A 12,774-nucleotide genomic window follows, 5' to 3' on the forward strand; every position below is an offset into this window, starting at 1 on the left:
GAACGCCGATGGACGCGACGGTGAGAGACTCGTCAGGTGACACCCCTCTCAGAGCTGCTCGCATCGGCGCGAGTGGTCGCCCTCCCCCTCGCGACGCGCTTCCGCGGCGTCGACGTCCGCGAGGCGGTGCTCTTCGAGGGGCCCGAGGGCTGGACCGAGTTCTCGCCGTTCGTCGAATACGACGACCTCGAAGCGGCGACGTGGCTCGCGGCGGCGATCGATTTCGGATGGATGCCGCAGCCCGCGCCGGTGCGCGAGCTCATTCCGGTCAACGCGACGGTGCCCGCCGTGGCCGCGGCATCCGTCGCCGAAGTGCTCGCACGATACGACGGCTGCCGCACGGCGAAGGTCAAGGTGGCCGAGCGCGGGCAGTCCGTCGCCGACGACGTCGCCCGCGTCCGCGCGGTGCGCGAGGCGATGGGGCCCGAGGGGCGTGTCCGCGTCGACGCGAACGGGGGCTGGAACGTCGACGAGGCCGAGCACGCGATCCATGCGCTCGCCGAGTTCGACCTGGAGTACGTCGAGCAGCCGTGCGCGAGCATCGACGAGCTCGCCGAGATGCGCAGCCGCGTGAAGTACATGGGCATCCCGATCGCGGCCGACGAGAGCGTGCGCAAAGCCGAGGATCCGCTCGCCGTCGCGCGCGCCGGCGCCGCGGACCTCCTCGTCGTGAAGGCGCAGCCGCTCGGCGGTGTGCGCCGGGCACTCGAGATCGTCGCCGAGGCGGGTCTGCCGGCGATCGTCTCGAGCGCGCTCGACACCTCGGTGGGTCTCGCGATGGGCACCGCGCTCGCTGCGGCACTGCCCAGCCTCGACTTCGACTGCGGACTGGGCACGGCGGCGCTGTTCACGACGGACGTCGCCGAGCCGCCTCTCGTGCCGGTTCGCGGGATGCTGCCGGTCGGCCGCGTCTCGCCCTTCGATCTCGACCGGGTGGAGGCATCCCCCGACCGCGTCGCATGGTGGCTCGATCGGGTCGCGCGCTGCCATGCGCTCCTGGACGCTGCGAGCTAGACGGGCGGCTCGACCACCAGCTGCGCGAGTCGCGCGAGCTCCTCGTTCGTGCGACGGCACATCTCGTCGTCGGACGCACCCGCCATCACGGCACGCACGGACGTGCCCTCCCACACGGTGAGGAACAGTCGCGCGCACTGCTCGGGCGGCATGCGGAAGCGCAGCGTGCCCGCGCGGCCGATGTCGGCGATGATCTGCACGACGCTGTCGGCCATCTCCTGCTCCTGCTGCAGGTAGGCGGTGGCGAGGTCGGGATTGCGCAGCGCATGGATGCGGATCTCGCTCATGAGCAGGACGCCCAGCCGGTCGTTGGCCGACGTGTCGAGCACGCTCTGCACGATCCGGATCGGGTCGGCGGGGACGTCACGCAGGTCGCCGTCGCGCTCGAGCTCGGCGACACGGCCGCGCACGGCATCCACCCGCTCTCTCGCGACGCGACCCGCCAGTTCGAGGAACAGCTCGTCCTTCGTCTCGAAGTTGGAGTAGAACGCGCCCCGCGTGAAGCCCGCGGCCTCGCAGATCGCCTCGACGGATGCCGCGTCCAGCCCGACCTCGGCGAACACCTGCGCCGCGGCATCCAGCAGCTTCTGACGCGTCGCCTCGCGGCGGCGGGTCGTGACACCAGCGTCGGTCATGGGTCCTCCTTCCGCCATCTTCACATGGACTACTCAGGCTCGGGCGAGCGGTCCGCCTTACGATACACTCATGTATCCGATACAGCGCTGTATCGAAAAGACCTGACTCGGCTCGGAGGCGCTGTTGTCCACTCTTCTCTACGCGCTCGGCCGCTGGTCGTTCCGTCACCCCTGGCGCGTCCTGATCGCCTGGATCCTGCTGCTCGGCATCGCGGGCGGCGGTGCGCTCGCGTTCAGCAAGGGCACCGACAACTCCTTCTCGATCCCCGGCACCGAAGCCCAAGCGGGTCTCGAGCAGCTCAACCGCACGTTCCCGCAGGTGAGCGGCACGAGCGCGCAGATCGTCATCGTCGCCGACGACGGCGATGCGGTCACAGACGAGCCCTACGCGTCGGCCATCACCGACACGGTCGCCGATCTCGGCCGCATCGACGGCGTCCTGGGCGTCACCGATCCCTTCGACGAGACGGTGAGCGGACTCGTCAACGAGGACGAGAGCGCTGCGATCATCCGTCTGCAGTTCGACGGACAGGCGACGGACGTCTCGCCCGAGGCGAAGCAGGAGCTGACGGATGCCGCGGCCGCCCTCGAGGCGGAGCTGCCGGGCGGATCGCAGGTCGCGCTCGGCGGCGACCTCTTCTCGGTGTCGGTGCCGGGCATCACGGTGACCGAGCTCGTCGGCATCCTCATCGCCCTGCTCGTGCTCATGGTCACGTTCCGGTCGTTCCTCGTCGCCGGGCTCCCCCTCGCGACGGCGCTCATCGGCGTCGCTCTCTCGATGGCGCTCATCCTGCTGTCGACGGCCTTCGCGTCGATCTCCTCGACGACGCCGCTGCTCGCCCTGATGCTGGGGCTCGCCGTCGGGATCGACTACGCCCTCTTCATCGCCGCGCGACATCAGGACCAGGTGCGCGGCGGCATGGACCCGGAGGAGTCCGTCGCCCGCGCGACGGGCACGGCAGGGTCTGCGGTCGTCTTCGCGGGCGTCACCGTGCTCATCGCCCTGATCGGGCTGTCGTTCGCGAACATCCCGTTCCTCACCACGATGGGCATCGCCGCCTCCGCCGCGGTCGCGATCGCCGTCGCGGTCGCCGTCACCCTCACGCCGGCGCTCCTCGGCTTCGTGAAGGGTCGCGTCGTCGGGCGCATGCCGAAGCCCCGCGCTGCCGCGAAGAAGCCGCGCCGCGGGTTCGCCGACCGCTGGGTCACGGGCGTGACACGGCATCCCGTCGTGACGACGGTCGCCGTCGTAGTGGGACTCGGCGTGCTCGCGATCCCCGCCTCGAGTCTCGCCCTCGCCCTGCCGAACGCCGGCGTGCAGCCCGCGTCGTCGCAGGCGCGCATCTCGTACGACCTCGCGGCCGAGCAGTTCGGCCCGGGCTTCAACGGGCCGCTCATCATGACGGGCACGATCGTCACGTCGACGGACCCCGTCGGACTCATGAACGACCTCGCCGCCGAAGTCGAGAAGGTGCCCGGCGTCAAGGAGATCGCACTCGCGACACCCAACGAGACCGCCGACACGGGCATCATCCAGGTGATCCCCGAGACCGCGCCCGACGACCCCGCCACCGCCCAGCTCGTGCGCGATCTGCGGTCCCTCGCACCCGAGCTCGCCGACGAGTACGGCGTCGACCTCAAGGTCACCGGGTTCACCGCCGTCGGCATCGACATCTCCGATCGCCTCGGCGGGGCGCTCTTCCCCTTCGGCCTCTTCGTCGTCGGCCTCTCGTTCATCCTGCTGATGATCGTGTTCCGCTCGATCGCCGTGCCCCTGACCGCAGCCGCCGGCTATCTGCTGTCGGTCACCGCCGCCTTCGGCGTCGTCGCCGCCGTCTTCGAGTGGGGCTGGTTCGCCGATCTGCTCCACGTCGCACGGGTCGGGCCGGTCATCAGCTTCATGCCGATCGTGCTCATGGGTGTGCTCTTCGGCCTCGCGATGGACTATCAGGTCTTCCTCGTCTCGCGCATGCGGGAGGACTATGTGCACGCGGTCCGCCGCGGCGAGAAGGCCGACAAGAGCACCGCGGTCGCCGCGATCCGCTCGGGATTCACGGCATCCGCTCGCGTCGTCACGGCCGCCGCGCTCATCATGTTCGCCGTCTTCGCGGCGTTCGTGCCGGAGGGCGACTCGTCGATCAAGCCGATCGCCCTGGGTCTCGCGGTCGGCATCGCGATCGACGCGTTCCTCGTGCGCATGACGCTCATCCCCGCGCTCATGGCGCTGCTCGGAGCGAAGGCCTGGTGGATGCCGCGCTGGCTCGAACGCGTGCTCCCGCACTTCGACATCGAGGGTGAGGCGGTCGAGCGCGAGCTCGCCCTCGCCGACTGGCCCGAGCCGAACACGACCGCGGCCGTCGTCGGCGAGCGCGTCGCGGTCCGCGCCGAGACCGGACGCGCCGCAGGCGAGGTCGCGCTGTTCGACGGAGCCGACTTCCGCATCGAGCCGGGCGGAACGCTCGTCGCGACGGGGGATCCGCGCGCCGGCCGCGCCTTCGCGCTCGCCGTCGCCGGGCGCCTCGCGCCGAGCGACGGGCTGCTCCGTGTCGCGGGTCACCTGCTCCCGGGTCGTGCGGCGTGGGTGCGTGCGCACGTCGGTGTGGCCCTTCTCGCCGACGCCGACGACCCTGCGCGAGAGCTGCGCCGCGCCCTGCGGGGCAAGACGACGCTCGTTGTCGTCGACGGCCTCGACGCCGTCGATGCGGCCGAGCGCGATCAGGTGGCGGCGGTGCTGCGGGATGCCGCGACCGGCCGCACGCTGACCCTCGTCGCGACGGCGCAGAACGAGGGCCGCGCGCTCGCGATGCTCGCCGACGCGCGGCGCTCCGACATCCATTCCCTTCCCCTGCGAGCGGGCATCCGCCCGACCACCGAGGTGACCGCATGACCACCGTTCTCGAGCGCGCCCGTTCGCGCAAGCCCATCACCTGGCTCACGCTGATCGGCGTGCTGCTGCTGCCCGTCGTGATCGGCGGCATCCTCGTCGCGGCGCTCTACAACCCCGTCGAGCGCCTCGACGGCATGCAGGCCGCGATCGTGAACGACGACGAGCCGGTCACGATCGACGACCAGCTCGTGCCGCTGGGACGCCAGCTCACCGCGGGTCTCGTCGAAGGAGCCGACGACCAGCCGTCGAACCTCGACTGGACGATCTCGAACGCCGACGACGCGGCCGAGGGGCTCGCCGACGGCACCTACGCCGCCGTGATCACGATCCCCGCGAACTTCTCGGCTGCAGCGACCTCGACTCGGCCCGGCGAGACCCCCGAGAAGGCCACGATCCAGGTGCAGACGCCGCCTGACAGCCTCATCGTCGACGACGCCATCACGGCCCAGGTCGCGTCGGCCGCGGCATCCGTCATGGGACAGCAGCTGTCGTCCGTCTACCTCGAGAACGTGTTCCTCGGCTTCACGACCCTGGGCGATCAGCTCGGCACCGCCGCTTCGGGCGCTTCCGAACTGGCATCGGGCGCGACCTCGGCAGCGGACGGCGCGGACCAGCTCGCCGCCGGATTCCCGCAGCTCTCGAGCGGCGCGTCGGGACTCGCCTCGGGGGCGACGGCTCTGCAGTCCGGACTCGGACAGCTCGCGGGCGGCGCGCGCGGCGCGGCATCAGGCGCCGACCAGCTCGCGGCCGGGGTGAACGCGGGCGCCGACCAGCTCGTCGCCACGGGACTCGTGCCCTCGCAGGTGAGCGACGTCGCGGGGACCTCCTCGCAGGCGGCATCGGGTGTTCTCGCTCTCGCCCAGCAGTGCGTGGCGAACGGTGGAGACCCCACCTACTGCCAGAACCTCGTCACGGCGGCCACCGGCAGCCAGCAGGCTGCGGCAGGCACGGTCACGGCCCTCGGCGGCTTCTCGACGGCAGGGGCCCAGACGATCGCCGGGCAGTTCCGCACGATCGCGGGCAACATCACCGCACTCGGTGCCGGCGTGACCCAGGTCGCCGGCGGGATCGACCAGTCCGCCGCCGGCGCGGGCCAGCTCGCGTCGGGCGCGTCGCAGCTCGCGGGCGGCATCGACCAGGCCGGCACGGGAGCGGTCTCGCTCGCCGACGGCGTCCGCCAGCTCGCCGACGGCACCGGTGAGCTCGCTTCGGGACTGCAGACAGCGGTCGAGCAGGTTCCGTCGTACAGCGGGTCCGAGGCATCCACTCTCGCCGACGTCGTCGCGAACCCCGTCGAGGCCGAAGGTGTCGGCACGTCGCTCTTCGGCGCCTCGGCGATCCCGCTGCTCGCGATGCTCGCCCTGTGGTTCGGCGGGCTCGGCACCTTCATCGCCCTGCAGGCCGTGTCGCGCCGGGCGCTGTCGGCGCGTGAGCCGTCGGTCGCGCTCGCGTTCCGGTCGTTCCTGCCCGCTGCGGCCCTCGGCGCGGCACAGGGACTTCTCGTCGCCGGAGTCGTGCAGATCGCCGCCTCGTACGACTGGGGTCAGTGGTGGGCCTTCGCCGGCATCGCCGTCGTCGCGGGAGTCGCGTTCGCCGCCGTGAACCAGGCCCTGGTCGCGGTCTTCAGCGGCGCGGGCCGATGGATCGCTGCCCTCGTCGGAGTGCTCGCGATCGCGACCGGCGTGGTGTCGACCGCACCGGGTGCGCTCTCGGGTCTCGCTTCGCTGATGCCGACGGCACCGGCCTACCACGGCATGGTCGCGGCGCTCACGTCGGCCGGAGGTTTCGGCGCCGCGGTCGCCGGCCTGATCATCTGGGCCGCGCTGGCGTTCGGCGCGACGATCCTCGCGGTCGCTCGCAGGCGCACGACCTCGGCACGGGCGCTACTGAAGTCGTCGCCGGTTCCGGCCTGAGGCTGGCCGCGAACTCTTCGCGCACCTGTCCGAGAGACTCCTGAAACGAAGGACGGCCCAGCGGCTCCCGAAACGAAGGACACCCGGCCGGACTCCTGAAAGGAAGGACACCCGGCCCGATGTCCTTCAACTCAGGAGTCTGCGGGGCCACGTGGTGCGACGTCTCCAATCGCGCCACCGCGGCGCGGCTGCCGGGCCTCGCGCGCGGCTCGCACCGCGCACCCAGCCCGCAGCAGGTGGTTCAGCTCAGGCCGCTGTAGGCGTGGAGGCCCTTGAAGAACATGTTCACGATCGTGAAGTTGAAGATCACCGCGGTGAAGCCGATGATCGAAAGCCATGCCGAGCGGCTCCCCCGCCAGCCGCGCGTCGCGCGGGCGTGGATGTATCCGGCGTAGAGCACCCAGATCACGAAGGTCCAGACTTCCTTCGTGTCGAAGCCCCAGTAGCGGCCCCACGCATCGTTCGCCCAGATGGACCCTGCGATGAGCGTGAAGGTCCAGAAGATGAAGCCGAGGATCGCGAAGCGGTACGCGAGCGACTCGAGAGCTTCGGCGCTCGGGAGCGTCCGCAGGAAGCCGGGGCCGGCCTTGACGGCATCGCCCTCGAGGGCGGCGACCGCCTTGCGCTCTCGGCGCGCCTGCATGAGCTGCAGGACCGAGAGGCCGAAGGCGAGTGCGAAGAGCGCCGTCGCGAGCGACGCGACGAAGACGTGGATGACGAGCCACACCGACTTGAGCGGGTCCATCAGCGGCACGACCTCGACGTAGAACGCGAGCGTCGCACCGCCCAGCAGCACGACGACGAGGCCCGTGATGAACGTGCCGAGGAACCGGAGGTCGTACCGGAACAGCACCGCGAGGTAGACCGCCACGATCAGCAGCGTGCCCGTCAGCGAGAACTCGTACATGTTCGACCACGGAACGCGTCCCGCGGCGATGCCGCGCGTGACGTCGCCGCCGAGGTGGAAGAGGAAGCCCAGCACCGTGAGCGACGTGCCGATGCGTGCCCACACGAGCCGCGGACGCTGCGACGGCGGCGCGTTGAGAGCGGCCTCGGCGGCGCGCTCCTGCTCGCGGACCTGCCCGATGGTGGTGCGGCCGGATGCCGCGGCTCCGACGAGCTCGCGATCCTTGACCTCGACGGCCATGGCCGAGCGGCGCGCCAGGTCGATGCCGTACGCGATGAACGCGAGGGCATAGACCGCGATCGCCGTCCACACCAGCAGCAGCGAGATGTCGTCGATCGAGAGCGGGCTTGATCCGGGCATGTTCGTCAGTCTACTTCCGTGGTGGATGCCTCAGCCGGGCGAGCCGGCTGTCCGAGAACGCCGTCGAGCTCGACGCCGTGCCGGGTCGCGACCTGCTCGACCGCGGCATCCAGCGTCGGATCCTCGCCGCGCGCGAGCCCCGCGTACGTGACGTGCAGCGTGTGCCCCTCGGGCTGCACTCTGACCCACATCCGCCGGCGCGGAACGAAGAGCGCGGCGAGCAGGCCGCCGAGCGCGAGCAGCGCGAAGGCGAGCACCCAGGGGGCACCCACGTCGCGGTGCACGGACAGCGACACGTAGCGCTTGACCGAGCCCTCGTAGCCGTTCGCGTTGTCGGGCGCCTCGTTCTCGAACGTGACGGTGCCGAGACCGTTCGGCAGGTCGGCGGTCTCGCCGGGCTTGAGCTCGATCGTGGGAGCGCCCTCGACCCCGCGGCCGCCGATCTTCTCCATGTCGCCCGTGTCGAGGGTGTAGACCGAGCGGGGCGTGCCGTCGTCGATGCCCAGATCGCCCTGATAGACCTCGAGCGTGATGACGGGATAGATCAGGTCGGGGTAGCTGGAGGTGAACGCGCCGGAGGCGAGCTCGACCTGAGTCGGATAGAAGAAGCCCACGAGGCCGAGCTGCTCCGGCATCCCGTCGGGGATCTTCACGACGCCGAGGGAGGTCATCGTGGTGTCCTGCGGCAGGAACGGGATGGGGTCCGACAGCACGACGTCACCCGCGGCGTTGCGGACCGTGAGGGTCGGCGCGTACCCGTTGCCCATCAGGTACACGCGGTCGCCGGCGATGTCGAGCGGGTGGTTCACGCGCACGACACCGTCCTGGGGCTGCTCGCCCGCGAGCTGGGTCGTCAGGTTGGCCGCGAAGTCGCCTGCCTGACCCGCGCCCTGCTGACCGGGCTGGACGTACGACACGTCGAACGAGTCCAGTGTGAGCGAGTAGGGCGTGAGCTGATCGGCGTCGACGAACCGACCCGGATTGAACGAGTTGTAGTCGAGCAGCGTGTTGACGAACGAGCGGCCCTCGATGATAACGCTCTGGCCGGTGTAGGTGAGTCCGCCGCCGATGCCGACCGCGAGCAGCACGCCGATGAGTGCGCCGTGGAAGACCAGGTTGCCGGTCTCGCGCAGGTATCCGCGCTCGGCCGACACCGACAGCGCGCCGCGCGCGTCGTAGCGCTGGACGCGGTAGCCGGCTTTCTTCAGCTGCCGCTCGGCGAGCGAGATCGCGGCTTCGGCGTCGGCCGCGGCATCCGCATCAGCCGCGAGCTCCACGACCTCGGTGCGGTGCGCGTCGAGGCGCTCGAGACGCGCGGGCGTGCGCGGTGGGAGCGCGCGCATCGCCTTCCAGTGGTGCTTCGTGCGCGGGATGACGCAGCCGATGAGCGACACGAAGAGCAGGATGTAGATCGCCGAGAACCAGGGCGAGCTGTAGACGTCGAAGAGCTTGAAGAACTCGAGCACGGGGTACAGGTCGGGGTTGTCGACCTGCCACTGCGTCACGCCGTTCGGGTCGGCACTGCGCTGGGGCACGAGCGAGCCCGGCACCGCCGCGATCGCGAGCAGGAGCAGCAGCACGAGTGCCGTGCGCATGGACGTGAGCTGTCGCCAGCCCCACCGCATCCATCCCACGAAGCCCAAAGCGGGCTGAGTCACCTCGTCGGTCGAATCCATGTGGTCGGACGGTCGGAGGGGATCGACCGCGACGTCGTCAGAGGATCGTCGGGACACTGAGGAACACCCCCTGCAGCTGCGCCATCCAGGCGGTCCAGACTCCCGTCACCATGAGCAGGCCGAGCACGATGAGAAGGACGCCTCCGATGATGTTGACCGCGCGGATGTGGCGGCGGATGAAAGAGACGGAGCGCGTCGCCCAGCCGAAGCCGAGCGTGATCAGGACGAACGGGATGCCGAGGCCGAGCGAGTACGCGAGGCCCAGGAGCGCTCCGCGACCTGCGGAGCCCGCATCGAACGACATGCCGAGGATGACCGCGAGCGTCGGGCCGATGCACGGCGCCCAGCCGATGCCGAGCGCGAGGCCCAGCAGCGGAGCGCCGATGAGTCCGAGGTTGCCGCGCACCTGAGGTCGCTGGATGCGCTGCGCGAACCCGAGCAGGCCGATGAAGACGAGGCCCATGCCGATGATGACGACGCCGAGCACACGCGTGATGAGGTCCTGGTACTCGACGAGGAACCGGCCGAGCGTGCCGCCCAGCATGTTGATCGCGACGAACACGACCGTGAATCCCGCGATGAACAGCAGCACTCCGAGCAGCAGGCGCCCGCGCCCGGGCGCCGACTGCTCAGGATCCGTCGTCAACGTCGGAGAATCGACGCTCGGTCGGAGGATCCGCTCGGAATCCTGCGACGGAACGGCGATTCTCCGACCCTCGCGTGCCGGACGCGGAGCGACAGCGCCGCCGATGAAGCCGAGATATCCCGGCACGAGGGGCAGCACGCACGGCGAGAGGAACGAGACCAGTCCGGCCAGCACCGCGATCGGGATCGCGATCAGCAGCGAGCCGTCGGCGACGAGGTCTCCGGGGTTCACGGCTCGTCCACGACGGTGCTGACGATCGACGACAGGATGGATGCCTCGGAGATCTGCCCGATGAGGCGCGCCGCGACGCGGCCGTCGCGGTCGAGCACGAGCGTCACGGGCACCGCGCTGAGCGGCGTCTGGCCCGCGAACGCGAGCTTGATCGAGCCGTCCTCGGTCGCCAGGGCGCTCGGGTAGGTGACGCCGTAGGTCTCGGCGAACGCGCGCGAGGCCTCCGCGCCGTCGTAGAGGTTGACCCCCAGGAACTGGACGCCGTCACCGGCGAGCTCGGAGTTGACCTCCTCGAGGATCGGCGCTTCGACGCGGCAGGGCGCGCATGCGGCGTACCAGAAGTTCACGACCGTGACCTCGCCGAGGTAGTCGGCGCTCGTCGTCGTGCCCCCGGAATCCAGCACGCCCTCGAACTCGATGGGATCGGTGCGGTCCGCCTCGGGGATCTCGACGAAGCGGAATCCGTCCGCGGCGATGTAGCCCTTGTTGTCGCCGGCACGGTACTGCTCGGCGAGCGGGTCGTTCGTGCAGGCGGCGAGGGCGCCCACGAGTCCGAGTGCGACGACGATGGATGCCGCGGCCCGCGCGATCCGGCCGCTCATACCGCTCCCACGTCCACGGCTCCGGAGGTCGAGGCCGGCTCGGCGTACGCGACCTCGGTCCATTTGCCGTCGACCATCTCGAAGGAGGTCACGCTCGACAGGGCGCAGCGGCGCGCACGGGGGTCGTGGCGCAGCGACTCCCCCGCGACGGCGAGGTGCGTGATCCAGATCGGGAGCTGGTGCGAGACGATCACGACGTCGCCGCTGTCGACGGCATCCCACGCCTGCGTCATCGCGGCGTTCATGCGGCCGACGACGTCGAGGTACGGCTCGCCCCAGCTCGGAAGAGCGGGCTTGCGCAGGTGGCGCCAGTTCCAGGGGTTGAACAGAGCGCGTGCCATGCGGCGCCCCTCGAAGACGTTGGTCGGCTCGATGACCCGCTCGTCGATGACGGGTTCGATGCCGAAGAGCTCGGTGAAGGGCTCGGCCGACTCCCGCGTCCGCTGCAGCGGTGAGCAGACGAGGCTCGAGATCGGTCGGCCCAGACCGTGGATGTACTCGGCCGCCTGCCGCGTCATCCGCCTGCCGTCGGCACTCAGTCCGTACCCGGGAAGCCGCCCGTACAGCACGCGACGGGGGTTGTGGACCTCTCCGTGGCGCACGAGATGAAGACGATCCGCGGGCACCCCTCCAGTCTACGTCTGCGGTCCTTGTGGGCTGGCTGAGCGCGGGTCAGTTCGTGGGCACCCCCGCTGCGGCGATGACGGCGCCGACGAACCACGAGCCGATGATCAGGGCGGCTCCCACGAGCGGCACCCAGAAGGCGATGCGCCGGCGCACGAGCAGGATGATCGAGACCACGACCGTGATGAGGAGGAAGACCCACGGCAGGGCGACGGCGACGAGGACGCCGAGCCCGATGAGCTCGCTGCTGCACTCGCGCACTCCGCACGGATCGCTCGCCATCGCGAGGAAGAACCCGAAGAACGACATGATCGCCGCGAGCACGGCATCGCCGACGAGGAAGAGGATCGTCAGGACGACATCCCAGACCTTCACCGGCGGCTTGCCGCTCGGCCGCGCGGGAACGTGGGCGTCAGGCGGGTAGCCGTACGGAGGCGGTGTCGTCACGCGAGCATGCTAGCGCCCGCCCCCCGCCGGCGGGAGCGTCAGTCGGTGGCGGCATCCCGGCGCGAGTCGAGCAGCGAACGCACCCGCGCGTAGACGAACCAGGCGACGCCGACGACGACGAGCCCCACGACGATGTACTGCACGACGTCGACGTACGCCTCGACGACGTGCCACGACTCCCCGAGGAACCACCCGCAGAGCACGAAGATCGAGTTCCACACGAGGCTGCCCGCGGCCGTCAGCAGACCGAAGCGCCACAGCGGCATGCGGGCGACACCGGCCGGGATCGAGATGAGACTGCGGAAGAGCGGGATCATCCGCCCGAAGAACACGGCCTTGCCCCCGTGCTTCGCGAACCACGCCACCGTCCGGTCGACGTCTTCCGGATGCAGGAGCGGCACCCTGGCGGCCACCGCGCGCAGCCGGGCGACGCCGAGCCAGCGACCCAGGCCGTACAGCGCGAAGGCGCCGACGATCGAGCCGACCGTCGTCCAGACGAGCGCCTCCGTGAGCGTGAACGCCCCGCGGCTCGCCGCGAGTCCCGCCATCGGCAGCACGACTTCGCTCGGCAGGGGCGGGAAGAGGTTCTCGAGCGCGATCGCGAGACCCGCGCCCGGCGCGCCGATGACGTCCATGAGAGAGACGGTCCAGTCGGCGAGCACGCTCAGCCAGGACGCTTCGGAGACATTGTCGGTCATCGGTATCCCGTCGAGATGGCGCATGTCGGTGATCGGCAGGCCGCGTCCGGCACGGACACGACGCCCTCGACGCTAACCGCGCAAGGTTACGAGAACCTGGGGGTCAGCCCCCGAAACAGCGGAGCGGACGGGCA

Annotated in this window: 11 protein-coding genes; 3 read left to right on the top strand and 8 right to left on the bottom strand. The window is 70.5% G+C overall.

Going from position 1 to position 12,774, the window contains the following annotated elements:
* Positions 1–36 precede the first annotated feature (36 nt).
* On the top strand, positions 37–1,014 hold the full coding sequence (locus ACTIFV_RS10510; RefSeq protein WP_439592725.1) for an o-succinylbenzoate synthase: 978 nt from the start codon (positions 37–39) through the stop codon (positions 1,012–1,014).
* Here the strand turns inward: ACTIFV_RS10510 and ACTIFV_RS10515 are convergent.
* Positions 1,011–1,649 (bottom strand): TetR/AcrR family transcriptional regulator, encoded by a 639-nt coding sequence (locus ACTIFV_RS10515; protein WP_439592726.1) that lies wholly within the window; start codon positions 1,647–1,649, stop codon positions 1,011–1,013. The two genes, ACTIFV_RS10510 and ACTIFV_RS10515, sit on opposite strands and share 4 nt — an antisense overlap.
* 124 nt (positions 1,650–1,773) lie before the next feature.
* On the opposite strand from ACTIFV_RS10515, the gene ACTIFV_RS10520 reads away from it, so the two are divergent.
* Positions 1,774–4,536, top strand: a complete 2,763-nt coding sequence (locus tag ACTIFV_RS10520; RefSeq protein WP_439592727.1) for an MMPL family transporter — start codon at positions 1,774–1,776, stop codon at positions 4,534–4,536.
* Complete coding sequence (locus ACTIFV_RS10525; protein WP_439592728.1) at positions 4,533–6,449, top strand: YhgE/Pip family protein; 1,917 nt, start codon at positions 4,533–4,535, stop codon at positions 6,447–6,449. The genes ACTIFV_RS10520 and ACTIFV_RS10525 overlap by 4 nt, the downstream gene beginning before the upstream one ends.
* Positions 6,450–6,690: 241 nt before the next feature.
* Here ACTIFV_RS10525 and ccsB read toward each other — a convergent pair whose 3' ends face one another.
* The 7 genes from ccsB to ACTIFV_RS10560 are packed head-to-tail and all read right to left on the bottom strand — an operon-like array spanning position 6,691 to position 12,640.
* A complete protein-coding gene (gene ccsB, locus ACTIFV_RS10530; protein ID WP_439592729.1) occupies positions 6,691–7,716 on the bottom strand; it encodes a c-type cytochrome biogenesis protein CcsB in 1,026 nt (341 codons plus the stop codon).
* Positions 7,717–7,721: 5 nt separating this feature from the next.
* Positions 7,722–9,392 carry a cytochrome c biogenesis protein ResB gene (resB, locus tag ACTIFV_RS10535; protein WP_439592730.1) on the bottom strand — a complete coding sequence of 557 codons (1,671 nt, stop codon included), beginning with the start codon at positions 9,390–9,392 and terminating at the stop codon, positions 7,722–7,724.
* Positions 9,393–9,429: 37 nt separating this feature from the next.
* A complete protein-coding gene (locus tag ACTIFV_RS10540) occupies positions 9,430–10,269 on the bottom strand; it encodes a cytochrome c biogenesis CcdA family protein (RefSeq protein WP_439592731.1) in 840 nt (279 codons plus the stop codon).
* On the bottom strand, positions 10,266–10,871 hold the full coding sequence (locus ACTIFV_RS10545) for a TlpA family protein disulfide reductase (RefSeq protein WP_439592732.1): 606 nt from the start codon (positions 10,869–10,871) through the stop codon (positions 10,266–10,268). Before ACTIFV_RS10545 ends, ACTIFV_RS10540 begins: the two co-directional genes overlap by 4 nt.
* Positions 10,868–11,497 carry a histidine phosphatase family protein gene (locus ACTIFV_RS10550; RefSeq protein ID WP_439592733.1) on the bottom strand — a complete coding sequence of 210 codons (630 nt, stop codon included), beginning with the start codon at positions 11,495–11,497 and terminating at the stop codon, positions 10,868–10,870. The genes ACTIFV_RS10545 and ACTIFV_RS10550 overlap by 4 nt, the downstream gene beginning before the upstream one ends.
* Positions 11,498–11,543: 46 nt before the next feature.
* Positions 11,544–11,942, bottom strand: coding sequence for a DUF6264 family protein (locus ACTIFV_RS10555; protein WP_439592734.1), 399 nt, complete (start codon positions 11,940–11,942; stop codon positions 11,544–11,546).
* Between the two features lie 38 nt (positions 11,943–11,980).
* Positions 11,981–12,640, bottom strand: coding sequence for a DedA family protein (locus ACTIFV_RS10560; RefSeq protein ID WP_439592735.1), 660 nt, complete (start codon positions 12,638–12,640; stop codon positions 11,981–11,983).
* Between the last annotated feature and the right edge of the window lie 134 nt (positions 12,641–12,774).

Source organism: Microbacterium sp., from assembly GCF_051860965.1.
Taxonomy (GTDB): Bacteria; Actinomycetota; Actinomycetes; order Actinomycetales; family Microbacteriaceae; genus Microbacterium.